We start from the raw sequence: 23,895 nt of genomic DNA on the forward strand, positions 1-23,895 counted from the left end.
TTCCCTACGACACTATTTCCCTTTAATTTTCTAAAAAAGAGACGGAAACACTACATCATAAACCCATTAATTTTTTTATGAGTAAGAATGGCATAGCTATCCGACATACTTGCCACATGCCCGCAAACCATCATAATTCTTTGATACAAACTGGCCCTATCATTGATACAATTGTCTGGCAATAATTTAAAAATCAACTTGTCGTAATTAGAAGCGTTGTTTGTGTATTTATTATTTACAGCATTGATAAAAACATCTAGCAAGTCGGCAATAATTTTATAACCCGCTACTTCTTTTTCAACAACGGTTTGGCTGTTGTATATTTTAGCGATACTAATTTGAATAATATCATTTATCTGTGCTTCATATGCACATTTATCTAGCAAAGCAATTCCATAGTCACCCGACAAAATAGCTGCTTCATTTTTTAAGAAAACATCAGCCGCCTCATTAATTAATGTACCAATAGCCAAGGCTCTTAAATAGCTAACACGGTCAGTTTTTGTTTTAAGCGTATGGTATTTTTTAGTGTCGATTGTATTTTTAACCAATTTGATCAGGTATTCCAAAGCAAATTCTTCTTCAATCAAACCTAAATTAATTCCATCTTCAAAATCGATAATTGTATAACAAATATCATCAGCAGCTTCCACTAAAAACGACAAAGGATGACGGTTAAAAGCAATATCTTCTCCTGTTCTCATCGGTTTTAAACCTAGATCAGAAGCAACTTCTTTAAAAAAATCTTTTTCACCTTGAAAAAAACCAAATTTCTTATCGACAATATGAGGAGTTGGTTTTTTAGGAAGCGATTCTTTTGGGTATTTCATAAATGCGCCCAAAGTAGCATAAGACAATCTTAAACCACTTGTTGTACCATGATTTCCTTCTGTTAAAATTTTAAAACCGTTGGCATTTCCTTCAAAATCAATAAAATCTTGCCATTCTTTAGCCGTTAAATTCTCTTTAAACTGCAATCCCTTTCCTGATTTAAAATACTCGCCAATTGCTTTTTCTCCACTATGACCAAAAGGAGGATTTCCGATATCATGCGACAAAGCAGCTGCCGCCACAATAGCACCAAAATCGTTAAACGTATAGCCTAAGTTTTTTAAATTTGGATACTTTTCAATAATTTTTTGACCTACAATTCTTCCCAGAGACCTACCTACCACAGAGACTTCCATACTATGCGTTAAACGAGTATGCACAAAATCGGTTTGAGAAAGCGGAATTACCTGTGTTTTATCTTGTAGACTTCTAAAAGAAGAAGAAAAAACAATCCGATCAAAATCTACTTCAAAACCTAAACGTGTTTCATTTTGATCTTTTCTTAACCGTTGCTCTTTATCTCCTGCTCTTCTTAATGAAAGTAATTGTTCCCAATTCATTCTTGGTCAAATTTTTATTTTGTTAATGCATGGCAATATACAATTTTACGCGCTTTCTATATTTTTTTACCCGTGCAATTACTCCAATAAATAAATCTTATTTTTGCCGCTAAATGTTTTATGAAATCGTTTTCTTAGATAATAATAATTCATGACAAGTATCAAGTTCCTGAAGTATCTAATTAAATATCTTTGCCCCAAAAAGAACAACTTATGCGCTTATCAAAATTAATTTTATTTACCGCTTCAATTATTTTATTTGGAAATAGTTACGCACAACAAAAACAAGAACCCACAAAAATAAATTGGAAAAGTGGCCTAACTTTACAGTCGGCTGACAACAATTTTAAAGTGAAAATTGGCGGTAGAATTCAGTACGACCATGCTTTTTTCTCTCAAAATAACGAACTAGAACAAGCGACCGCACCTTTAATGACCAAAAATGGAACTCAATTTAGACGTGTATGGCTTTCAAACACAGGAACCATTTATGGCAATGTAGATTTTGGTTTGTATGTAGCCTTTGAAAATGGTAGAGTTGGCCTTAGAGGTGCGTATGTTGGTGTAAAAGACATTCCTGTTTTAGGAAGTATACGAGTGGGACAACTAAAAGAACCTTTGCGTTTGGAGGTTTCTACCAGTAGCAAACATACCTTATTTATGGAACGTTCTTTTTCTGTAGATTTTGCTCCTATATTTAACAGTGGTATTTTGATTAACAACGACTTTTTAAACAAAAAACTATCCGCACAATTTGGATTGTTTAGAAATGCCGATTTAAACAAGGCCAATGATATTGCTGCCAATGAGGGGTATAATATTACTCAAAGAATTACAGGACTACCTATAAAAACAGAAAATTCATTTTTACACATTGGTGGAAGTTACAGTTATAGAAAGCCAAATTCAGGAACCTATCAACTTCGGTCTAGACCAGAATCGAATTTAACAGAAGTACGCTATGTAGATACAGAGTTAATAGAAAACGTTGACCATAGTAATTTGGTAAATATAGAAGCCTTATATGGTATTGGTGCCTTTAATATTCAAAGTGAATATTTAGTTTCTAATGTTAAAAGAACAACTGGTATTGCAGCAGAAGATTTAAATTTCTCTACTTTTTATGCACAAATGAGTTATTGCTTAACAGGAGAAAAAAGAAGCTATAAAAGTTCCTTAGCGGGAATAGGCTCTGTAAAACCGAATCGTAATTTTGGAAAAAACAGTCCGGGAGCTTGGGAAGTCGCTGCAAAATATTCTACCGTAAACTTAAATGACGGAGCCATTGCTGGAGGAAAAGAAAACAATTTACAATTGGGTTTGAATTGGTATTTAAATCCGTTGACAAAAGTGATGATGAACCACGTATGGGCGGAGATGGAAAACCAAGGAAAATTAAACGTATTCCAAGTTCGTTTTCAAATAGGCTTTTAACAAAACAGCTTTACTTTAAGACCTAAAAAAAAAAGGAACTCAAAAATGAGTTCCTTTTTTTATGCTTTCTTTTAAGTTGTCTTCAAAATACTAATTTTCTTCAGAGTGTTATTCCGTGCTCGTACTCATGAACTTTAATCATAATGAAATCTACATTTTAAAATTCTGATTTCATCCTCTGATACCTGATAAATTAATCGATGTTCTCCATCTATTCTTCTTGACCAAAACCCTCTGTAATTATGTTTTAACGCTTCTGGTTTTCCGACTCCTTCGTAAGGTTGTCTAGAAATATTTTTGAGCAATAAATTAATCCTTTTCAGCATTTTTTTATCAATTTTCTGCCAATAGAGATAATCTTCCCATGATTCATCTACAAATACGTATTTCATTCTTCAAGAAGCTTTTTTTCAAATGAATTATGCTCCTTAAATTTTTTAACAGCGGCATCAAGTCTCGTTCTATTTTTCTCCGATGACAATTCATGTTGCGTTGTATTTAGTGCGTTGTATTCTTCCAATGAAATGACAACCACACCAGAGTTTTTCCCTCTGTTAATAATCAATGTTTCAAAATTATCAGTGACTCTGCTTAGATACGATTTAATGTCTTTTCTAAAATCTGTTATTGTCGTAGTTATCATAACTTTGTGTTTTATTCTGTACAAAATTACGTACAAAAAACAATAATACAAAATTATCTGACTTTTATTAAATGAACTAGAATGATCCTAAGCTGATACTAATCAAGGATTCACATATAAAAAATTACCCATAAAAGTGATTACTGATTACTTTTCCATAGCCTGTAATTAGCGTTAACAACTAAAAAAAGGAACTCAAAAATGAGTTCCTTTTTTTTATGCTTTCTTTTAAGTAGTCTTCAACAAACTAGGCTATCAAATGAAATTTATAGTTACGATCCACACATTTCACAATCATCAGGATTGTTTTGAGATTGTAGAATCATTTCCTTTAATTCTGCAGCAGACATGGGTGCATCTTGAACAGCTTCAGCAGCGGCCCCTTCTTTCAATACTGCTTTTTTATCGTTAGATAAAGAGAACTTAATGGCATTTACTGCCGATTTAGTTCTTAGGTAATACATTCCTGTTTTTAAACCAGACTTCCAAGCATAGAAATGCATCGATGTCAATTTAGAATAATCAGGATCTTCCATAAACAAGTTCAATGATTGAGACTGATCGATAAAGTATCCTCTTTGACGAGACATATCAATAATATCTTTCATACTCAATTCCCAAACTGTTTTGTACAAATCTTTTAAGTCTTGAGGAATAATATCAATATGCTGAATAGAACCATTGGCTCTCATGATATCTTCTTTCATGTTATTGTCCCATAGGTTCAAGGCCAATAAATCTTCCAACAAGTGTTTGTTTACAACGATAAACTCACCAGACAATACTCTACGTGTATAAATATTAGATGTATATGGTTCAAAAGCTTCATTGTTTCCAAGAATTTGAGATGTAGATGCTGTTGGCATTGGTGCCATTAATAAAGAGTTACGCACTCCATTTTTAGCCACATCTTTACGTAATTTTTTCCAATCCCAAGTTCCACTTAAATCGTCTTCAGAAACACCCCACATATTAAACTGGAATTCTCCTTGAGACATTGGTGAACCTTCATAGGTAGAATACGTTCCTTTTGCTTTGGCAACTTCCATAGAAGAAGTCACAGAAGCAAAATACAAAGTTTCAAAAATATCTTGATTCAATTTTTTAGCTTCATCAGAAGTAAAAGGCATACGTAACAAAATAAAAGCATCTGCCAAACCTTGTACACCTAATCCAACAGGTCTATGACGCATGTTAGAATTTTCAGCTTCTTTAACTGGGTAGTAATTACGATCAATTACTGTATCTAAATTACGAATCACTTTTTTAGTAACATCGTATAATTTTTTATGGTTGAAATACTTCACGCCATCAGCTCCTTCAGAAACAAACATAGGAAGTGAAATAGAAGCTAGGTTACATACAGCAACTTCATCTTTCGCAGTATATTCCATAATTTCCGTACATAAATTTGAAGAACGAATGGTTCCTAAATTCTTTTGATTCGACTTTCTATTAGCCGCATCTTTGTACAACATATACGGATTTCCTGTTTCAATTTGTGCTTCTAAGATTTTCTCCCAAAGATCACGAGCCTTAATGGTTTTACGTCCTTTATTTCTTGCTTCATAGCTTTCGTAAAGCTCTTCAAACTCGTCTCCATAAACGTCAAATAAACCAGGACATTCGTTAGGACACATCAAAGTCCAAATTCCATCTTGCTCAACACGTTTCATAAATAAATCTGGCATCCACAACGCCAAGAACAAATCACGAGCACGTTTTTCTTCAGCTCCTGTATTTTTTCTTAAGTCTAAAAAGTCGAATACATCAGCATGCCAAGGTTCTAAATAAATAGCGAAAGAACCCTTACGTTTTCCTCCACCTTGATCTACGTAACGAGCGGTGTCATTGTATACTTTTAACATTGGAATAATTCCATTAGAAGTACCATTTGTTCCTCTAATATAAGAACCTGTAGCTCTAACATTATGAGCAGACAAACCAATTCCACCTGCAGATTGAGAAATTTTAGCTGTTTGTTTTAAAGTATCATAAATACCATCAATACTATCGTCTTGCATTTGCAATAAGAAACAAGAAGACATTTGAGGTTTTGGCGTTCCAGAGTTGAACAAGGTAGGTGTAGCATGTGTAAAATATTTTTTACTCATCAACTCATAGGTTTCAACAGCCGCATCCAAATCGTCCATATGAATTCCAATAGCCACACGCATTAACATGTGCTGTGGACGTTCTGCTATTTCTCCGTTCAATTTTAACAAATAAGAACGCTCTAAAGTTTTAAACCCGAAATAATCGTAGTTAAAATCTCTATTGTATATAAGTGTAGAATCTAAGAAATCTGCATTTTTCTTGATGATATTGTACACTTCATCCGATAACAAAGGCGCTTTTTGACCTGTACGAGGATTTATATAAGTATACAAATCGTCCATTACTTCAGAAAAAACCTTTTTCGTGTTTTTGTGTAAATTTGATACAGAAATACGAGCCGCTAACCTAGCATAGTCAGGATGCGTAGTTGTCATAGTCGCTGCAATTTCTGAAGCTAAATTATCTAATTCAGAAGTTGTCACACCATCGTACAATCCTTCAATTACGCGCATGGCAACTTTTACAGGATCTACTAAAGGATTCAATCCATAACAAATTTTTCTAATCCTCGCGGTAATTTTATCAAACATCACTGGCTCTTTCTTGCCATCTCTTTTTACTACAAACATAAGTTCTCTGGTTTTGCGGTTAATCGTATTATTTGGGGGTAAAAGTCCCCATTTCAGTCAATTTAAAACTGACGTGAGTGCTTTTACTTAGTAGATCTTAATCATTTAAGACCTTAAAAATTATTTAATCGTTTAAAAATCAGCATCAAAGCTAATAGATCCTGTACCGCCAGATTTTACTCCCGCTTTTTGGTACTCAGAAACTCTTTTTTCGAAGAAATTTGTTTTTCCTTCTAAAGAAATCATTTCCATAAAGTCAAATGGGTTAGAAACATTATACACTTTATCACAACCAAATTCAGTTAAAAGTCTATCTGTTACATACTCTAAATACTGTATCATTAATTTTGAATTCATACCAATTAAACTAACAGGTAAAGATTCTGTAATAAATACACGTTCTATATCTAAGGCGTCCACAATAATTTCAGTGATACGTTCTTTAGGCACTTTGTTAACAATATGATTGTTATGAAGATGAACTGCGAAGTCACAGTGCAAACCTTCATCTCTTGAAATTAATTCATTTGAAAATGTCAATCCTGGCAATAAACCTCTCTTTTTCAACCAGAAGATAGAACAAAAACTACCTGAGAAGAAAATCCCTTCAACAGCAGCAAAGGCAATTAGTCTTTCAGCAAAAGAATCAGACTCGATCCATTTTAAAGCCCAATCTGCTTTTAATTTAATTGCAGGAAAAACTTCAATAGCTCTAAAAAGCTCATCTTTTTCAGCTTCATTCTTTACATAAGTATCAATCAATAAAGAATATACTTCTGAATGAATATTCTCCATCATAATTTGGAATCCGTAGAAAAATTTTGCTTCAGAATATTGTACTTCACTTACAAAATTTTCCGCTAAATTTTCATTTACAATTCCATCTGAAGCTGCGAAAAATGCTAAAATATGTTTGATAAAGTATCTTTCATCATTACTCAACTTATTCTCCCAGTCTGTTACATCTTGATGTAAATCAATTTCTTCAGCTGTCCAAATACTCGCTTCTTGTTTTTTATACCATTCCCATATATCTTGGTGTTGAATTGGAAAAATAACAAATCTATTGTCATTTGGCTGTAAAATTGGTTCTATTTGGGACATTTTTGGATGTATTTTTAGGGTGTGAAATATTTGTTGTTTTCTGCTTCACAAAGATTGTAAAAATTGCTGCTAAATGAAAGTCTTACTTATCCACAAAAAAGCAAAGTTCTTAACAATACGCTCTTTTCGGGCTAAAAACCACAAAAAACACACTTTATAACATGCTTTATTACAGTGATTTATATTTTAAAAATCGCTAAAACCCTGATTACACATAGCATAAGGCTATGCGCTTAGGACTGTTGATTCACTTAATTTTTTCGCAAAAATGCACCCCACAAAAACAATTACTAAAACAAAAAAGTTAGCACATTTTCTAGCAACTTATGTTTATAAAATGGAGAATTTTGCAACAATTTTCAAAAAGGAATAATTTTATTTTTTCAGATGATCTTCGGCTACTTTTTCCAACTCAGTATACCAATCTTCGCCAAATTTTCGAATCAAAGCTTGCTTTACAAATTTATAAACGGGCACTTGCAATTCTTTACCCAAGCTACAAGCATCATCACAAATTTCCCATTTATCATAGTTCACTCCAGAAAATTCTGTATACTCTCGAACTCTGACAGGATACAAATGACAAGACACTGGTTTTTTCCAAGTAATTAAACCACTATTATACGCTTCTTCAATAGCGCAAAGTGCGGTATTTTTTTCATCAAAAATCACATAAGCACAATCGGCATTATTAATCAAAGGCGTTTCATGCTCACCAAAATCATTGGTTGTGTAAACACCTTGTTTTTCAATAGCATCAATCCCTTCCTTTCTTAAAAAAGGTTTTACCTCTGGATAAATGTCTTTCATTATTTGAAGTTCATTCTCCTCTAACGGCGCACCTGCGTCACCAGCAATACAGCAAGCTCCTTTACAAGCTGATAGATTGCAAACAAAATCTTTTTCGATAATATCTTCCGATACAATGGTTTTTCCTAGTTGAAACATCCAGCAAAAATAATGGAAATATTTGACTACTCGCAAAAATTTCAACAAACACTCGTAGAAATTTCACTAACTTCGATGTCAGAATAAACAACAAACGCATGCAATTAAATTTAAAAGAAATACTTACCGCTTTTATGGTCTTATTTGCCGTAATTGATGTGATTGGAAACATTCCCATTGTAATTGACTTACGCAAAAAAGCAGGTCATATTCAATCTGAAAAAGCGGCAATCATATCAGGAGTTATTATGGTTATTTTTCTTTTTTTAGGAAAAAGCCTTCTAACATTTATAGGCATTGATGTAAATTCATTTGCCGTTGCAGGTTCCTTTATCTTATTTTTTATTGCTTTAGAAATGATTTTGGGCATTACTCTTTATAAAGAGGATGAAGACACCTCCTCTTCCACTGCTTCTATATTCCCACTAGCTTTTCCTCTAATAGCCGGGCCAGGAAGCTTAACCACACTTTTATCTTTACGAGCAGAATTCCGTATAGAAAATATTATTGTGGCCGTTATTTTTAATGTCATTGTTATTTACATTGTACTAAAGACTTCAACCAAGATTGAAAAAATTTTAGGACCAAACGGCATTAAGATAATTCGTAAAATATTTGGTGTCATCTTACTAGCCATTGCTGTAAAATTATTTACTGCCAATATAAAGGAACTATTTTAACAAAAGTAAACTCTTAACTAAATCTTTAAAACAAAAAACACCTTTTAATTCCAAAGAATCAAAAGGTGCTTACAATATTATTAATTACTGACTATTCTACAGTAACAGATTTCGCTAAATTTCTAGGTTGATCTACATTACACCCTCTTAACACAGCAACATGGTAAGACAACAACTGCAATGGAATTGTAGTTAACAAAGGACTCAAAGCCTCATCTACTTCAGGAATTTCAATGACATGATCTGCCATTTCTTTCACAATTACATCTCCTTCAGTAACAATCGCAATTATTTTCCCTTTACGAGATTTTATTTCTTGTATATTACTAACAACCTTATCATAGTGCCCTTTATTGATAGCTATAACAATAACAGGATATCCGTCTTCAATTAATGCAATAGGACCATGTTTCATTTCTGCAGCAGGATACCCTTCAGCATGGATGTAAGAAATTTCTTTCAATTTCAAAGCACCTTCTAAAGCTACTGGAAAATTATAACCTCTCCCTAAAAACAAACAACTTGGCGTTTCTAAAAAGCCGGCAGCAATTTCTTTTATTTTAGCATCCTGTTCAAGTAACTTCTCTACTTTTGAAGGAATCAACTCCATGTTTTGCAAATAAGCATGGAAATCTGAATTTGAAATTTTCCCTTTTTCCTTTCCTAATTTTAATGCAATTAGTGTTAACAAAGTAATTTGTGTAGTAAATGCCTTTGTTGAAGCCACTCCAATTTCTGGTCCAGCATGCGTATAAGCTCCAGAATGAGACTCACGAGCAATAGAAGACCCAACAACATTACAAACACCAAACACATAAGCTCCGTTTGCCTTAGCCATTTTAATAGCTGCCAACGAATCTGCAGTTTCACCAGATTGAGAAATAGCAATCACCACATCTCTTTCCGTTATGATTGGATTTCTATATCTAAATTCAGAAGCATACTCAACTTCCACTGGAATTCTTGCAATATCTTCAAACAAATATTCAGCAACTAAACCAGCATGCCAAGACGTACCACAAGCGATGATAATAATTCTATCGGCAGATTTAAATCTTTCGATATATTCTTCAACACCGGCCATGCGAATAATTCCTTCGTTAGGCAACAACCTACCTCTATAAGTATCTTTTATAGCTTTTGGTTGCTCATAAATTTCTTTCAACATAAAGTGATCGAAACCTTCTTTTTCTATCTGAGAAAGATCTAAATCTAAAGCATGCACCTCAGGATTTACCGCTGAATCATCATGCACTTTTCGAACTTCTACCTCTTTTCCTATTTTTATAACAGCCAATTCTTCGTCTTCCAAATAAATTGCGTTCTTGGTATATTCAATAAATGGAGAAGCATCAGAAGCGATAAAAAACTCTTCATTATTCTCCCCAATACCAATAGCTAAAGGACTCCCTAATTTTGCTGCAATTATTTTTTTAGGGTCATTTATATCAAAAACAGCAATGGCATACGCTCCAACAACATCATTCAATGCTAATTGAACTGCTTTCGCTAGCTTACACTTTTCTTGCTTTTGAACTTCTTCAATAAGATTTACCAAAACCTCAGAATCCGTATCACTATGAAAAATATATCCTCTAGTTACTAATTCTTTCTTTATCTTATCATAATTCTCAATGATACCATTGTGAACAATTGTCAAATTTCCAGAATTAGACACATGAGGATGCGAATTCACATCGTTTGGAACTCCATGAGTTGCCCAACGTGTATGCCCAATACTAATAGTACCTTTTTTATTAGCTTCTGTTACGATAGCTTCTAAATCAGCAACTTTTCCTTTAGTCTTAAATACATTTGCTTTTTCGCCATCATATACCATGATTCCGGCACTATCGTAGCCACGATATTCTAATCTTTGTAAACCTTTTATTACTATTGGATACGCATCTCTACTTCCAATATAACCTGTAATTCCACACATAACAATTAGTGATTATTTATTTTGAATAATTAATTCGTAAATCTGTTTTATCAGCAGCCAACACAACACCTTTATGTTGCCAATTTCTCGTATCAACATTAACATCACTAGTCGTAGTTGGCGTGTCTCCGGGTACATAAACCTTCAACATCAATTGATCCATATTTTCTGTGCTGTCAAAATCTATTAACTCTTTTATATAATCTGTAAGATAAAACTTGTAAGAATACGTGTATGTTTCCAATCCTACTCCACTTTCATCAAGATCCTCTACTCTACTCAATAATCCTTGTACTGAAGAAAAAGAAGCGTTAAAATAGTCTTCTATCTGTAATAAAGAACCTTCCTTATTTCTATACAAAAACAAACGTGCTGGAAAAGCAATCTCTGTATCTTTATAGACATAAACATTAGTATCATTCAACTCAGGAGTATTCGATTCATCTACAAACACTTCCAAAACAGCTTCATTCACCAACCACTGTAAATTACCATTGTCATTATTTGCTTCATCACGCATTTTTTCAATTGTAGTTGAAGCACCTGCATCTCCAAATAAATCGATTGAGACTTCGTAACCACCCGCACCTTGCAGGTACAACTTATTAGTCTGATCATCTTCCAAGTCATGATTATGTGTATAATTACTTACAGCAATACCTCCCGACATAGACAAGCTTTCTTGTTTATAAATTGTATCCAATGCGATACCATCTACACCTCCAACACGTCCTGTAACGTACTCTGTATAATTAAAACTAATGAAGCCACTAGCAATAGGCAACGACAATAAAGTTTTTGTAGCTCCCGTTGGCTCTATATAAATTCCTTTAAAGAAACGTGTAAAATCGGCATTTGCTTTAAATGTATCCGACAAAGACTGCAAACTGTCTTTTGGAAACTCCTCTAAAAAAGCATCCTCAAAATATGCAATATCTTCTGACAGTGGTATGGTTATAAACGGAGAAGCATTTGTTAAAATAATTGAATCTTTCATGACCACTCCTGCTGTATTTCGATTGAAATAATACACCGTATCAATTGCATTTGGAGTTACAGATGCCGTTCCCAAAGTTCTTTCAAATGGAATATCCTGAAAATCATGGTCTGAATAATAACTATTACTTTTTGCAGGAGCATCAGGATTTAACGCAGTTAAAAACTCACCTAACTGACTTACTTTAAAATCTAAAGTTCCTGCCTTGTCTCCAAAAACAGAATCCAACTGATAAGCTCTTGTTTCAGAATCACTATCTATAGTAGAATAATAAGGCAACACTAAAAAAGCACCATCTAATTTTCGTTCCACTTTTATATGCGTTGTATCTGCCACGTCAAAAGAAGGAAAAGTAGCAGAAAAGCCATTACCATCTAATAAAACCTGTGTAGCAATTGCCGCTTTTAGCTCTCCAAAAGTATCTTCTAGTTTTACTCCTAGTAAATACTCTGACAAATTATCTGAAGCCACTTTATCTACAGGTACCGTAGCAAGCACAGGATCGTTATCAAAGCTGTAGTCTTCTGTTACAAAATTTTTATTATCTGTAATAAAACCAGGCTGAACACTTTCTAAATCATTTTCACATGAAGTGCAAAAAAACAATAACGTTGAAAAAAGCAAGGCTCCTTTCAACGTATTTAAACTATATTTTGTCATCAATTTTTTTAAGGGTATATTTAATTTAATACTTCGTTCGTGTAGAAGTCCAAATAAGCATCTGCAAAAGTATCTTCAGATAAAAACTCTAAAGAAGGCATGTTTTGAGCTGTAATAAACTCTGACAATTCATTTGACAAATCTTCACTTGCTTTGATAACTCCATCTGAATTTGCAATAGCGCTTTTCATGATGTTTAAATGGTTTGGCACTTTTAATATTTCTGCCTTATCGTCAGAGATATTATCAAACTTTACCTTATCTATCAAACTAGAATTCAAAGCTCCTTCAAAATCTGAACTATACAATGAAGTAACAATTTTACTATCAGCAAACAAAGGATCGTCTTTGTAATATTCTTTTAAATACAAGGGTAATAAAGAAGCCATCCATCCATGCACGTGAATGATATCTGGTGCCCAATTTAGTTTTTTAACCGTTTCTATAACACCTTTTGCAAAAAAGATCGCTCTTTCGTCATTGTCTGTAAACAACTCAGAATTCTCATCCTTAAATGTTGCTTTTCTCTTAAAATACTCTTCGTTATCTATAAAGTACACCTGCATTCTTTCCTTCGGAATAGATGCTACTTTTATAATCAATGGCATATCCATATCATTGACAATCAAATTCATTCCAGACAAACGAATCACTTCATGCAACTGGTATCTTCTTTCGTTAATAACTCCATATCTTGGCATAAAGATTCTAGTCTGTACTCCTTTATGATGGGCTTTTCTTGCTGCTTCAAACGACATTGACGACATTTCTGTTTCTGGCAAGTATGGTAATACCTCAGAAGAAACGTACAAAACTCTCTTATCTTTCATTTGCTAACTATTTGGGTTTTTAAAGAATCTTGCAAAAGTACGAATTTTTATGCTAATTTCATGTTAAAATACTAAGTTTGCAGTCATTTATCACGAACAAACCATGAAAGTAATCTCAGAAATTAGGGAAATAAGCAACACTCTAAGTCGCTTAAAATCATCAAACAATACCATTGGATTAATTCCTACCATGGGTGCTTTACATAAAGGTCATATTTCCTTAGTAGAAAAGTCTATTGCCGAAAATGACATTACTGTGGTAAGTATTTTTGTAAATCCTACTCAATTTGACAAGCAAGAAGACTTAACAAATTACCCTATTACTATTGAAAAAGATTTAGAATTACTAGAAAAATCGGGGTGCGATTTTGTTTTCACACCTAAGGCTAACGAAATTTACGACAACAACATTAGCTCTCAAAAATTCTTATTTGACGGATTGGAACAACAAATGGAAGGCAAGCATAGAGCAGGTCATTTTGATGGTGTTGGCACCATTGTTAAAAAATTCTTTCTTATTACGATGCCGAATATTGCCTATTTTGGAGAAAAAGATTTCCAACAATTACAAATCATAAAAAAATTGGTAGAACTCGAAAAATTAGACATCAAAATTATTGGCTGCCCAATTCATAGAGAAGAGGACGGACTTGCTATGAGCTCTAGAAACACTAGACTTACCGATCAACAAAGAAAGGACGCCCCGTTTATTTACAAAACACTAAAAGAGGCACAAAATAAAATTGCCAAGCACAGTTTTACAGAAATTAACAGCTGGGTAAGCGAACAATTTAAAAAACATAAAACACTTAACCTAGAGTACTTTGAAATTGCAGAAGAAGACACTTTAAAAACAGCTATCAAGAGAGAAAACAATAAAAAATACAGAGCTTTTATTGCCGTTTTTGCTGACAAAATCCGTCTCATAGATAATATTAGCCTTTAATTCTGAATGAAATTTATTCACTAAGAATACTCAATTCACACAAATTCACTAATTTTGCGCCATGCAAATAGAAGTAGTAAAATCGAAGATACATAGAGTCAAAGTTACCGGTGCTGATTTACAGTACATTGGAAGCATTACTATTGACAAAGATTTAATGGATGCATCCAACTTAATTGAAGGTGAAAAAGTCCAAATCGTAAATATAAACAACGGAGAACGCTTGGAAACTTATGTAATTCCTGGCGAAAGAAAAAGTGGTGAAATTACTTTAAACGGACCTGCTGCAAGAAAAGTAGCCAAAGGAGATATTGTCATTATTATTTCTTACGCAACCATGGATTTTGAAGAAGCTAAAAACTTCACTCCCTCTTTAGTTTTCCCTAACGAATCAGACAATTCACTTACGTAATTTTGGCAGTAAACATTAAAAAATTAATGAAAATCACCTTACCACTTGGTATTGGTGTATTTCTAATATGGATCTCTTTGTCTAAAATGACAAATACAGAGATTGAAGAAACAAAAACTGCATTTAAAACAGCAAACTATTGGTGGGTTGCTCTTTCGCTTTTTCTTGGTGTATTAAGTCATTTTTCAAGAGCCTATCGTTGGAAGTTTATGCTAGAGCCATTAGGTTACAAACCTAAATTTTTAAATAGTGCATTCGCGGTTATTATTGCTTACTTAGTAAATCTAGGAATTCCTAGGGCGGGAGAACTCTCTAGAGCGGCCGTTCTTGCAGAATACGAAGACGTTCCTTTTGAAAAAGGGTTTGGAACCATTGTAGCAGAAAGAGTTGCCGATTTGGTGATGTATATGTTATTTATTTTACTCGCTTTTTTAGCTCAGTACGAATTGATTAAAAATATCATTGTTTCAAAACTTCCTAAAAACCCTTTGTACTCAGCTATCATTGCTCTACTTGTAATCAGCTGTATTTACCTATTTTTAAAATGGGTTAAAAAATCTAAAAAACCTGTTTTTATAAAATTACGAACCTTTATTTCTGGTCTTGTTGACGGCGTTAAAAGTTTATTGACCATGAAAAAAAAGTGGGCTTTTATTTTCCACACCTTCTTTATTTGGATCATGTATATTTTAATGCTGTACGCAGCAAAATTTGCCATTCCAGAAACAGCCTCTATTTCCATCAACGCAGTACTTATTAGTTTTGTTGTAGGTACATTTAGCTATGCTGCTACCAACGGTGGAATTGGAGCTTACCCAATCGCCATCCAACAAGCCTTATTGCTTTATGGAGTTTCTTATTCAGGCGGTGCAAGTTTTGGATGGATTATGTGGAGCTCTCAAACTTTAATGGTTTTAGTGTTTGGTGGACTTTCATTTCTATTATTGCCACTTTACAACAAAAAACGTTTACAATCTTAGCTATAAAAATGCAATGCTATTTCTAAGCTAAGCTCTTTAAGCATATATTTACAACTCAATTTTTCATACACCTTGAAATGAGTAAAGTCAAAACAACTTTTTTTTGTCAAAATTGTGGCACCCAACACCCAAAATGGATGGGACAGTGTGGTACTTGTAGCCAATGGAACACCATTACCGAAGAAATTATTCAAAAAGAAGAAAAACGAACTTGGAAACAAAGCAGCGCTACCAAAACAATAAATAAAGCACTGCCAATTGCAGCCATTGAAATTCGAAAAGAACAAAGAATACACACGCACAACAACGAACTAAACACCGTATTAGGTGGCGGATTAGTACCAGGCTCCGTTATTTTACTTGGTGGAGAACCAGGCATCGGAAAATCTACTTTACTACTACAAATTGCGTTGCAAATGCAGCAAAGAATATTGTATGTTTCTGGAGAAGAAAGCCAGTCGCAAATAAAAATGAGAGCTGAACGTTTGCACTCAAAAAATTCAAATTGTCTTATTCTTACAGAAACAAACACGCAAGCCATTTTCAAAAGCATTGAAGAAAATGAACCTGAAGTTTTAGTCATTGACTCCATACAAACTCTTTACACCAATCAAATAGACGCTTCTCCTGGAACGGTTTCTCAAATAAAGGAAACTACGGCAGAGCTGATAAAATTCGCCAAAGAAACAGCCACTCCTGTTCTTGTTATTGGACACATCAACAAAGAAGGAAGCATTGCCGGCCCTAAAATTTTAGAACACATGGTAGATGTTGTTTTACAATTTGAAGGAGATCGAAATCACACCTACCGTATCTTACGTTCACAAAAAAACAGATTTGGCTCAACTGCTGAATTAGGTATTTACGAAATGTTAAGCAATGGTTTAAGAGAAGTAACCAATCCTTCGGAAATACTAATCAGCGAAAAAGACGACGACCTAAGCGGAACAGCTATTGCAGCCACCCAAGAAGGCATGCGTCCGTTAATGATTGAAGTCCAAGCCTTGGTAAGCACAGCGGTTTACGGAACACCACAGAGATCGGCTACGGGCTACAACTTAAAACGCCTGAACATGATTTTAGCTGTTTTAGAAAAACGAGCAGGATTTAGATTGGGCGCCAAAGATGTATTTTTAAATATTACTGGTGGAATCCATGTAGACGACCCAGCCATCGACTTAGCTGTGGTCATTTCAATTTTATCATCCAACAATGACGAAGCCATTCCGCAAAATTATTGTTTTGCAGCAGAAATTGGTTTGTCTGGTGAAATACGCCCTGTAAACAGAATTGAGCAACGAATCTCAGAAGCTGAAAAACTAGGTTTCGATAAAATTTTTATTTCAAAATTCAATAAATTCTCTCAAAAAGAACACAATATTGAAATCATGTCCATTTCAAAAATTGAAGAAATTTACCATTTGTTATTTTAAAATTCAAAACAAAATTAAGCACAAAAAAATGCCGTTTTAGGACTACTAAAACGGCATTTATTATTTTGTAAGAAAAATCTTATTTTTTATTTTCCCCTTTGATGTACTTATCCAAAGCCATTGTCATTGACGGAGTTTCTGGAGTCGGTGCTTGAATATCAATTTTTAAACCAGCATCTGTAGCCGCTTTTACTGTTGAATTACCAAACACGGCAATTCTCGTATCGTTTTGTTTGAAATTTGGAAAGTTTTGAAACAAAGAATCTATTCCTGATGGGCTAAAGAAAACCAACACATCGTAAAATACATCTTCCAAATCAGACAAATCACTTACGACAGTTTTATACAAATCAGCTCTTTTCCATTTTACACCTAAACTATCTAGTGTCTCAGGAATCAAGTCTTTTAGTTTATCTGAAGAAGGCAACAAGAAATTTTCTGTCTTATGCTTTTTAATTAATTTTCCTAATTCAGGAAATGTTCTTAGTCCAACATAAATTTTACGTTTTCTATACACCACATATTTCTGTAAATAGTAGGCAACCGCTTCAGATTGACAAAAATACTTCAAGTCATCCGGCACTTTAAAACGCATTTCTTCTGCTATTCTAAAAAAGTGATCTACTGCATTTCTACTGGTTAGAATAATTGCTGTAAATTCTTTTAAGTCTATTTTTTGAGCTCTTACTTCTTTGACAGAAATTCCTTCTACATGAATAAACGATCTAAAATCTATTTTTACTTTTTGTTTTTCCGACAAATCAAAATAAGGAGAATGTTCCTTAGGTTCTGGCTGAGAAACCAAAATAGTTTTCACTTTCATATCACTTAATTTATTTGTATCATTAGCTTTATAACTAAAACTAAGGGTACTATTTCAAGGGTGCAAATGTACAAAATAAAATAAAACGAATTCATCTTAAACAATGTTATCTTATTGATAACGATTAAAAACCACCTAGCAATCAACAATATCGACACAAAACCCACAGCAACAAAACTCATAAAACTACTCCCGGGAAAAGAATAAATCCAAAGCAATAGCACAGGTAAACTATAAATTGTAATTACTTTTAAGTAACTAAATTTCAACAAGAAAAACCCTTCATACAAATCATCTATTCGAAAAAGAAAAGCCACAAGTCTACCCAATACCATCTGACAAAAAAGATACAATGTGAGCCCTGCTAAAATTTTAAGATAGCCTCCGAACTCGAATGCGACTGCATTGCTATCCAATTTTATCACAAAAACATAAAGAAACAAAGCCCCGATTAAATTCTGTACAAATAATAAGAAAAAATGAAATAGACTGTATTTCTCTTGCAGTTCTGTGGCATAATCCAAAAAATAATTTTTAGAAAAAAAGCAGCCTAAAAAAGCATTGAGTCTTTTAGGATAAAGCAGTTTTAAAACAGCCAATAATCCAAAAATTAAAAAAAACACCAAAACTATCCAATCACTACTCTGAAAGACTCTATCAACCGCAATATTCATAAACATCAAGCCTTAGGCTAAAATTAAATTAGGCAAACCTTTAACGCAAAATTAGGAATAAAATATCATACATTTGTAGCCAAATTTAATTAATGAGATGTCAGATACACTTGTCATAATCCCTACTTTAAATGAAATTGAAAACATCAACGCCATTATTAAGGCTGTTTTTAGTTTGGAAAAAAAATTTCATATTTTAATTGTAGATGACAATTCTAAGGACGGAACTTCAGAAGCCGTACAAGCCCTTCAAAAAGAATATCCAGACCGTTTGTTTTTAGAAAAAAGAATCGGAAAAAAAGGATTGGGCAGCGCTTATATTCATGGATTTAAATGGGCTTTACAAAGAACGTATACCTATATTATTGAGATGGATGCTGATTTCTCTCACAACCCAAAAGACCTAATTAAATTATACGAAGCTTGTACTTTACGAAATGCCAAATTATCTATTGGATCCAGATATATCAACAACAATGTAAATGTTGTTAACTGGAATATCAAACGCTTGTTACTTTCTTATTTTGCTTCAAAATACGTTCAAATAATTACAGGAATCCCCTTGTATGACACAACAGCAGGGTTTGTTTGCTACCACAGAGAAGTATTAGAAACGATCATTCTCGACAAAATAAAATTTGTGGGGTATGCTTTTCAAATAGAAATGAAATTTAAAACCTGGAAACATAAATTTCCAATTATAGAAGTGCCAATTGTTTTTACAGACAGAACGGCCGGAACTTCAAAAATGAACAGCTCTATTATTTCTGAAGCTATTTTTGGCGTTATAAAATTAAGATTAAGAGGATTAAAATAATAAAACTTACAGCAATGAGTAGTATTCTTATAAAAAACACAAACATCGTTAATGAAGGCAAAACCGTAGCTACGGATGTATTAATTGAAGGTGATTTTATAAAAAAAATTGGCACTAATATTACCGCTCCTGAAGGAAGTACAGTAATAGACGCTAAGGGAAAACACTTATTACCTGGAGCCATAGACGATCAAGTTCACTTTCGTGAACCTGGCCTAACGCACAAAGCAAATATTGGTACGGAAAGTAGAGCTGCTGCAGCTGGAGGGATTACCACCTTTATTGAAATGCCCAACACAGTGCCTCAAGCAACAACACAAGAAGAACTAGAAAAGAAATTTGTTCGCGCAAGCGAGACTTCTTACGTTAACTATTCTTTTATGTTTGGTGGTACCAATGACAATTTAGAAGAATTACTTAAAACAGATCCTAGCAAGGTTGCCGGAATCAAATTATTCTTAGGCTCCTCTACAGGAAACATGTTGGTAGATGATCAAGATGTTTTAAGAAAAATATTTTCTTCCACAAAAATGCTTATTTCTGTTCACTGTGAAGATGAAGGAACTATTAAAAGAAATTTTAAAGAATACCACGACAAGTTCGGAGATGACATTCCTATAAAGTACCATCCAATTATTAGAAGTGAAGAAGCTTGTTATTTATCTTCTTCGAAAGCCATTCAATTAGCAAAAGAAACTGGAGCAAGATTGCATATTTTTCATCTATCTACAGCCAAAGAAACTGAGTTGTTCAGCAATGATATTCCTTTAAAGGATAAAAAAATCACTTCGGAAGTTTGCATACATCACTTAACTTTTGAAGACAAGGACTACGACGAAAAAGGAACTTTTATCAAGTGGAATCCAGCTGTAAAAACGGCAGCCGACAAAAAAGGTTTATGGGAAGCTTTGTTAGACGATAGAATTGATGTAATTGCGACAGACCATGCACCTCATACTTTAGAAGAAAAACTAAACAATTATACAAAAGCTCCAAGTGGAGGACCTTTGGTTCAACATGCACTTCCTGCAATGATCAATTATGTTAAAGAAGGTAAAATTTCTTTGGAAAAAGTGGTTGAAAAAATGTGTCACAATCCTGCTATTTTGTTTGAAATTGACAGAAGAGGATATATTAAAGAAGGTTTTTATGCCGATTTAGTTTTGGTTGACTTAGACAAATCGTGGACGGCTACTAAGGAAAATACATTGTACAAATGTGGTTGGTCTCCTTTTGAAGGAACAGAATTCAAATCGACAATTACACATACTTTTGTCAATGGAAAATTGATTTACAATGAAGGCAACTTCAACGATGAAATCAAAGGGAAAAGAATTGAATTTAACAGATAAACATGCGTAGCATTCTCTATTTATTTCTTTTTGTTTGTATTGCTTCCTGCACAAGTAACACTATTTTTAAAAAACCTGACGACTTAATCGGTGAAGATAAAATGGTGGACTTATTGACGGATCTATACTTAACAACCGCAGCTAAAACAAGTAAAAACACTAACGGAAAAAGAAATATAGATTACACTTTTTTAGTTTATGAAAAACATGGCATAGACAGCGCACAGTTTAGAAGAAGTAATTATTACTACACCACTAAAATAGACGATTACGAAATTATTTACGAACGTGTAAAAGATCGTATTGAAAAACTAAACAAAGACTTCTCTTCTTTGAAAAAAGAAAGAGATTCGATTACTAAAGACAGTATCAAACAGGTGAAATTTATAAAAGACTCCTTGATAAAAGTCACTTATACCTTGGATTCTATTTTCCTTGACAGCATTAATAAAACCATTATTGACACAACGGCTAGATACAATTTAGAAAAGATAAAAGTATTTCAAAAATCTGGAAAACTAGACAGCCTAAGAATGGTTGTTAAAGAAAATGACTCTATAAAAAATGCCGAAATATTACAAGAAATTGACAGTTTAGCCATAAAGAAAACAGCACTAAATTAAGATTTATCGGATTGGTATTTTTCACAAATACCCGCCACCACTGTTTCCATGTTTTCAAACTCAAAACTGAAAGTCCGCTTCACTTTGCTATTGCTATAAAAAGACTTATTATTGGCTGATTTGGCCGTGTGTTTTGAAAACGTATTTACCGTACCTGTTAGTTTCGATTTTAACCAAGACAAACGCCAACCAATTCCAGCAATTAAAGAAGTCACTTTTACTTTAGGTTTTGAAACACCTAAGGATTCTGCCACATAAAACAAGATTTCTTTAAAGCTTTTATTTTCCGAAACTAGCACAAAACGTTCGTTTTTCACTTTCGAATTCATTCCTTGAATTAAAACACGAACCACATCATCAACACCAACAAAACCGGTAACACCTTCTGTATAAAAAGGAGAACCTTTTGCTACCATCGTAAATAACGTTCCTGAATTTTCATTCCAAAAACCAGGACCTAAAATCACCCCTGGATTGACCACAAAAACATCCAATCCTTCCTGAGCTCCTCTCCAAACTTCCATTTCTGCTCCAAATTTTGTAATGGCATAGCTGTAATTATTTGTCTCAATATTGAACTCATCCGTCTCATCAATAAAATTTTTGGAAACAGATTTTGCCAAAGCAGCAATGGAACTTACAAACGCTATTTTTTCAACCCCAAAAGCCACACACAAATTGACCACATTTGCTGTTCCTTCAATATTTATAGCTCGCATATGTAAATAATCAGCTTCATCAAAAGAAACCAAAGCCGCAATATGATATACTTTTTTCACGCCAACAAAGGCTGTTTCTAAAGTTGGAACATCCGTTATATCTGCTTGAATCCAATCAATTTTAGAAAACACCGAAGCTACCTCGGAGGTATAATATCCAAAGACTTTTTTTGCCTTTGCTAATGATTTTTCAGAACGATAAATAGCTCGAACTTTTTCACCTGCTGCCACTAATTGAAACAACAAATGTGCCCCAAGCATTCCCGTACCTCCTGTAACTAATATCATGCAACGAAAATAAATTAAAATTACGAATTACAACCAAGGAATTATTTTATTTGTTTGCCCTTAAGCTTTGATTAGACTGTTCTTTGAAGCTTATAAACGAATCACTATATTTGCCAAAAATTAAATAAAATGACAACAAATTTCGTTGAAGAATTAAAATGGAGAGGCATGTTGCACGACATGATGCCCGGAACTGATGAGTTATTAGCTAAAGAAGTTACGACAGGTTATATTGGTTTTGATCCAACAGCAGACTCCTTGCATATTGGAAGTCTTATTCCAATCATCATTTTAATGCATTTTCAAAGATCTGGTCACAAACCTATTGCTTTGGTAGGTGGTGCTACAGGAATGATTGGAGATCCTTCTGGGAAATCAGCAGAAAGAAATTTGCTCGACGAAGAGGCTTTAAATAAAAATATAGCAGGTGTAAAAGGTCAATTAGAACGTTTTTTAGACTTTAACAGCGACGCAGCAAATGCCGCAGAATTGGTTAACAACTACGATTGGATGAAAGAATTTTCTTTGATCGATTTTGTTAGAGATATCGGAAAACATTTGACCGTTAATTATATGATGGCCAAAGAATCCGTAAAAAAACGTGTAAGTGGTGATGGAGACGGAATGTCTTTTACAGAATTTACCTACCAACTGTTTCAAGGATATGATTTCTTACATTTATATGAAAACAAAAACTGCAAGCTACAAATGGGTGGTTCTGACCAGTGGGGAAATATTACCACAGGAACAGAATTAGTTCGTAGAAAAGCACAAGGAAAAGCATACGCCATGACTTGCCCATTGATTACAAAAGCAGATGGAACGAAATTCGGAAAATCGGAAGGTGGAAATATTTGGCTAGACAAGGCAAGAACTTCTGTTTATAAATTTTACCAATACTGGTTAAATTCTTCTGACGAAGACTCTAAAGATTTTATTAAAAAATTCACTTTTTTAGACAAAGAAACCGTTGAGCAATTAATAGCAGAACATGCTGAAGCTCCTCATACACGTTTGTTGCAAAAAACAATTGCAAAAGAAGTTACCGTTTTAGTTCATTCTGAAGAAGATTACGAAAACGCCTTAAAAGCTTCTAATATTTTATTTGGAAAATCTACGGCAGACGATTTGAAATCGTTAGATGAACAAACATTTTTAGATGTCTTTTCTGGAGTACCACAAACAGAAATTTCAAAATCTCAAATTGAAGAAGGATTTGATATTGTAGCTGCTTTTGCAGATACAGGTTTCTTAAAATCTAATGGGGAAGTAAGAAGAGCTTTAAAAGAAAATTCTATTTCTGTAAACAAAGAAAAAGTAAAAGATGATTTTTCTATCACAAGCAACGATTTGATTGCTAACAAATATGTGCTTTTACAAAGAGGTAAAAAAAGTTATTTCCTATTGAAAGTAAACTAAGCTTTTGGCTATTAGCCTTTAGCATTTTAAAAACATTAACCAACCATTTAAACTTTAGACCTAACAGGTTTTGAAAACCTGTTAGGTTTTTAT

22 protein-coding genes are annotated in these 23,895 nt (G+C 33.5%); 10 read left to right on the forward strand and 12 right to left on the reverse strand.

Annotated elements, in window-relative coordinates:
- Nucleotides 1-50 precede the first annotated feature (50 nt).
- Nucleotides 51-1,391, reverse strand: coding sequence for a deoxyguanosinetriphosphate triphosphohydrolase (locus tag FGM02_RS04365; RefSeq protein WP_139957091.1), 1,341 nt, complete (start codon nucleotides 1,389-1,391; stop codon nucleotides 51-53).
- A gap of 213 nt (nucleotides 1,392-1,604) precedes the next feature.
- Between FGM02_RS04365 and FGM02_RS04370 the strand changes: the two genes are divergently transcribed.
- Entirely contained in the window at nucleotides 1,605-2,825 is a 1,221-nt protein-coding gene (locus tag FGM02_RS04370; protein WP_139957092.1) for an OprO/OprP family phosphate-selective porin, read from the forward strand.
- 134 nt (nucleotides 2,826-2,959) lie between these two features.
- On the opposite strand, the gene FGM02_RS04375 is transcribed toward FGM02_RS04370, so the two are convergent.
- The 5 genes from FGM02_RS04375 to FGM02_RS04395 form a co-directional block, all read right to left on the reverse strand.
- Complete coding sequence (locus FGM02_RS04375) at nucleotides 2,960-3,217, reverse strand: Txe/YoeB family addiction module toxin (RefSeq protein WP_139957093.1); 258 nt, start codon at nucleotides 3,215-3,217, stop codon at nucleotides 2,960-2,962.
- Entirely contained in the window at nucleotides 3,214-3,468 is a 255-nt protein-coding gene (locus tag FGM02_RS04380) for a type II toxin-antitoxin system Phd/YefM family antitoxin (RefSeq protein ID WP_139957094.1), read from the reverse strand. Before FGM02_RS04380 ends, FGM02_RS04375 begins: the two co-directional genes overlap by 4 nt.
- Nucleotides 3,469-3,740: 272 nt before the next feature.
- Nucleotides 3,741-6,155: a ribonucleoside-diphosphate reductase subunit alpha gene (locus tag FGM02_RS04385; protein WP_139957095.1), complete on the reverse strand. Its 2,415-nt coding sequence runs from the start codon at nucleotides 6,153-6,155 to the stop codon at nucleotides 3,741-3,743.
- Nucleotides 6,156-6,287: 132 nt separating this feature from the next.
- Nucleotides 6,288-7,259 carry a ribonucleotide-diphosphate reductase subunit beta gene (locus FGM02_RS04390; RefSeq protein ID WP_139957096.1) on the reverse strand — a complete coding sequence of 324 codons (972 nt, stop codon included), beginning with the start codon at nucleotides 7,257-7,259 and terminating at the stop codon, nucleotides 6,288-6,290.
- A 375-nt stretch (nucleotides 7,260-7,634) separates the two neighbouring features.
- The gene (locus FGM02_RS04395; protein ID WP_139957097.1) at nucleotides 7,635-8,207 is read right to left on the reverse strand and encodes a DUF3109 family protein; all 573 of its coding nucleotides are present in this window, start codon (nucleotides 8,205-8,207) and stop codon (nucleotides 7,635-7,637) included.
- Nucleotides 8,208-8,305: 98 nt separating this feature from the next.
- On the opposite strand from FGM02_RS04395, the gene FGM02_RS04400 reads away from it, so the two are divergent.
- On the forward strand, nucleotides 8,306-8,887 hold the full coding sequence (locus tag FGM02_RS04400) for a MarC family protein (protein ID WP_139957098.1): 582 nt from the start codon (nucleotides 8,306-8,308) through the stop codon (nucleotides 8,885-8,887).
- Nucleotides 8,888-8,978: 91 nt separating this feature from the next.
- On the opposite strand, the gene glmS is transcribed toward FGM02_RS04400, so the two are convergent.
- From glmS to FGM02_RS04415, 3 genes are read right to left on the reverse strand one after another with little or no spacing between them, the layout of a single operon-like run.
- The gene (glmS, locus tag FGM02_RS04405) at nucleotides 8,979-10,829 is read right to left on the reverse strand and encodes a glutamine--fructose-6-phosphate transaminase (isomerizing) (RefSeq protein ID WP_139957099.1); all 1,851 of its coding nucleotides are present in this window, start codon (nucleotides 10,827-10,829) and stop codon (nucleotides 8,979-8,981) included.
- Between the two features lie 16 nt (nucleotides 10,830-10,845).
- On the reverse strand, nucleotides 10,846-12,486 hold the full coding sequence (locus FGM02_RS04410) for a DUF4270 family protein (RefSeq protein ID WP_139957100.1): 1,641 nt from the start codon (nucleotides 12,484-12,486) through the stop codon (nucleotides 10,846-10,848).
- A gap of 20 nt (nucleotides 12,487-12,506) precedes the next feature.
- Nucleotides 12,507-13,316, reverse strand: coding sequence for a glycogen/starch synthase (locus FGM02_RS04415; RefSeq protein ID WP_139957101.1), 810 nt, complete (start codon nucleotides 13,314-13,316; stop codon nucleotides 12,507-12,509).
- A 103-nt stretch (nucleotides 13,317-13,419) separates the two neighbouring features.
- Here FGM02_RS04415 and panC point away from each other — a divergent pair, with 103 nt between their 5' ends.
- From panC to radA, 4 genes are all read left to right on the forward strand, one after another.
- Nucleotides 13,420-14,262 (forward strand): pantoate--beta-alanine ligase, encoded by an 843-nt coding sequence (panC, locus tag FGM02_RS04420; RefSeq protein ID WP_139957102.1) that lies wholly within the window; start codon nucleotides 13,420-13,422, stop codon nucleotides 14,260-14,262.
- Between the two features lie 61 nt (nucleotides 14,263-14,323).
- Nucleotides 14,324-14,674 (forward strand): aspartate 1-decarboxylase, encoded by a 351-nt coding sequence (gene panD, locus FGM02_RS04425; RefSeq protein WP_139957103.1) that lies wholly within the window; start codon nucleotides 14,324-14,326, stop codon nucleotides 14,672-14,674.
- 26 nt (nucleotides 14,675-14,700) lie between these two features.
- Nucleotides 14,701-15,654 (forward strand): lysylphosphatidylglycerol synthase transmembrane domain-containing protein, encoded by a 954-nt coding sequence (locus FGM02_RS04430; protein ID WP_139957104.1) that lies wholly within the window; start codon nucleotides 14,701-14,703, stop codon nucleotides 15,652-15,654.
- A gap of 77 nt (nucleotides 15,655-15,731) precedes the next feature.
- Nucleotides 15,732-17,087: a DNA repair protein RadA gene (gene radA / locus FGM02_RS04435; RefSeq protein ID WP_139957105.1), complete on the forward strand. Its 1,356-nt coding sequence runs from the start codon at nucleotides 15,732-15,734 to the stop codon at nucleotides 17,085-17,087.
- 79 nt (nucleotides 17,088-17,166) lie between these two features.
- On the opposite strand, the gene FGM02_RS04440 is transcribed toward radA, so the two are convergent.
- Nucleotides 17,167-17,910, reverse strand: a complete 744-nt coding sequence (locus FGM02_RS04440; protein WP_139957106.1) for a uroporphyrinogen-III synthase — start codon at nucleotides 17,908-17,910, stop codon at nucleotides 17,167-17,169.
- Nucleotides 17,911-17,915: 5 nt separating this feature from the next.
- Nucleotides 17,916-18,590 carry a DUF4271 domain-containing protein gene (locus FGM02_RS18405; protein WP_139957107.1) on the reverse strand — a complete coding sequence of 225 codons (675 nt, stop codon included), beginning with the start codon at nucleotides 18,588-18,590 and terminating at the stop codon, nucleotides 17,916-17,918.
- A gap of 91 nt (nucleotides 18,591-18,681) precedes the next feature.
- On the opposite strand from FGM02_RS18405, the gene FGM02_RS04450 reads away from it, so the two are divergent.
- From FGM02_RS04450 to FGM02_RS04460, 3 genes are read left to right on the forward strand one after another with little or no spacing between them, the layout of a single operon-like run.
- On the forward strand, nucleotides 18,682-19,401 hold the full coding sequence (locus FGM02_RS04450; RefSeq protein ID WP_139957108.1) for a polyprenol monophosphomannose synthase: 720 nt from the start codon (nucleotides 18,682-18,684) through the stop codon (nucleotides 19,399-19,401).
- Between the two features lie 14 nt (nucleotides 19,402-19,415).
- Nucleotides 19,416-20,753: a dihydroorotase gene (locus FGM02_RS04455; protein WP_139957109.1), complete on the forward strand. Its 1,338-nt coding sequence runs from the start codon at nucleotides 19,416-19,418 to the stop codon at nucleotides 20,751-20,753.
- A gap of 2 nt (nucleotides 20,754-20,755) precedes the next feature.
- Entirely contained in the window at nucleotides 20,756-21,376 is a 621-nt protein-coding gene (locus FGM02_RS04460; protein ID WP_139957110.1) for a DUF4296 domain-containing protein, read from the forward strand.
- On the opposite strand, the gene FGM02_RS04465 is transcribed toward FGM02_RS04460, so the two are convergent.
- On the reverse strand, nucleotides 21,373-22,383 hold the full coding sequence (locus FGM02_RS04465) for an NAD-dependent epimerase/dehydratase family protein (protein ID WP_139957111.1): 1,011 nt from the start codon (nucleotides 22,381-22,383) through the stop codon (nucleotides 21,373-21,375). The genes FGM02_RS04460 and FGM02_RS04465 overlap by 4 nt on opposite strands.
- A 129-nt stretch (nucleotides 22,384-22,512) precedes the next feature.
- Between FGM02_RS04465 and tyrS the strand changes: the two genes are divergently transcribed.
- On the forward strand, nucleotides 22,513-23,802 hold the full coding sequence (gene tyrS / locus FGM02_RS04470) for a tyrosine--tRNA ligase (RefSeq protein ID WP_139957112.1): 1,290 nt from the start codon (nucleotides 22,513-22,515) through the stop codon (nucleotides 23,800-23,802).
- Nucleotides 23,803-23,895 lie beyond the last annotated feature (93 nt).

It is taken from the genome of Flavicella sediminum (assembly GCF_006381105.1).
GTDB classification, from domain to species: Bacteria; Bacteroidota; Bacteroidia; order Flavobacteriales; family Flavobacteriaceae; genus Flavicella; species Flavicella sediminum.

What these genes read in the sequence shown, in the direction of transcription:
- FGM02_RS04370 (WP_139957092.1), top strand. Translation starts at nt 1,605, where the DNA reads ATGCGCTTATCAAAATTAATTTTATTTACCGCTTCAATTATTTTATTT.
- radA (WP_139957105.1), top strand. Translation starts at nt 15,732, where the DNA reads ATGAGTAAAGTCAAAACAACTTTTTTTTGTCAAAATTGTGGCACCCAA.
- FGM02_RS04460 (WP_139957110.1), top strand. Translation starts at nt 20,756, where the DNA reads ATGCGTAGCATTCTCTATTTATTTCTTTTTGTTTGTATTGCTTCCTGC.
- FGM02_RS04415 (WP_139957101.1), bottom strand. Translation starts at nt 13,316, where the DNA reads ATGAAAGATAAGAGAGTTTTGTACGTTTCTTCTGAGGTATTACCATAC.
- tyrS (WP_139957112.1), top strand. Translation starts at nt 22,513, where the DNA reads ATGACAACAAATTTCGTTGAAGAATTAAAATGGAGAGGCATGTTGCAC.
- FGM02_RS04400 (WP_139957098.1), top strand. Translation starts at nt 8,306, where the DNA reads ATGCAATTAAATTTAAAAGAAATACTTACCGCTTTTATGGTCTTATTT.
- FGM02_RS04450 (WP_139957108.1), top strand. Translation starts at nt 18,682, where the DNA reads ATGTCAGATACACTTGTCATAATCCCTACTTTAAATGAAATTGAAAAC.
- FGM02_RS04385 (WP_139957095.1), bottom strand. Translation starts at nt 6,155, where the DNA reads ATGTTTGTAGTAAAAAGAGATGGCAAGAAAGAGCCAGTGATGTTTGAT.
- FGM02_RS04430 (WP_139957104.1), top strand. Translation starts at nt 14,701, where the DNA reads ATGAAAATCACCTTACCACTTGGTATTGGTGTATTTCTAATATGGATC.
- FGM02_RS04440 (WP_139957106.1), bottom strand. Translation starts at nt 17,910, where the DNA reads ATGAAAGTGAAAACTATTTTGGTTTCTCAGCCAGAACCTAAGGAACAT.
- FGM02_RS18405 (WP_139957107.1), bottom strand. Translation starts at nt 18,590, where the DNA reads ATGTTTATGAATATTGCGGTTGATAGAGTCTTTCAGAGTAGTGATTGG.
- panC (WP_139957102.1), top strand. Translation starts at nt 13,420, where the DNA reads ATGAAAGTAATCTCAGAAATTAGGGAAATAAGCAACACTCTAAGTCGC.
- FGM02_RS04390 (WP_139957096.1), bottom strand. Translation starts at nt 7,259, where the DNA reads ATGTCCCAAATAGAACCAATTTTACAGCCAAATGACAATAGATTTGTT.
- FGM02_RS04375 (WP_139957093.1), bottom strand. Translation starts at nt 3,217, where the DNA reads ATGAAATACGTATTTGTAGATGAATCATGGGAAGATTATCTCTATTGG.
- FGM02_RS04395 (WP_139957097.1), bottom strand. Translation starts at nt 8,207, where the DNA reads ATGTTTCAACTAGGAAAAACCATTGTATCGGAAGATATTATCGAAAAA.
- FGM02_RS04465 (WP_139957111.1), bottom strand. Translation starts at nt 22,383, where the DNA reads ATGATATTAGTTACAGGAGGTACGGGAATGCTTGGGGCACATTTGTTG.
- panD (WP_139957103.1), top strand. Translation starts at nt 14,324, where the DNA reads ATGCAAATAGAAGTAGTAAAATCGAAGATACATAGAGTCAAAGTTACC.
- FGM02_RS04365 (WP_139957091.1), bottom strand. Translation starts at nt 1,391, where the DNA reads ATGAATTGGGAACAATTACTTTCATTAAGAAGAGCAGGAGATAAAGAG.
- FGM02_RS04410 (WP_139957100.1), bottom strand. Translation starts at nt 12,486, where the DNA reads ATGACAAAATATAGTTTAAATACGTTGAAAGGAGCCTTGCTTTTTTCA.
- FGM02_RS04455 (WP_139957109.1), top strand. Translation starts at nt 19,416, where the DNA reads ATGAGTAGTATTCTTATAAAAAACACAAACATCGTTAATGAAGGCAAA.
- glmS (WP_139957099.1), bottom strand. Translation starts at nt 10,829, where the DNA reads ATGTGTGGAATTACAGGTTATATTGGAAGTAGAGATGCGTATCCAATA.
- FGM02_RS04380 (WP_139957094.1), bottom strand. Translation starts at nt 3,468, where the DNA reads ATGATAACTACGACAATAACAGATTTTAGAAAAGACATTAAATCGTAT.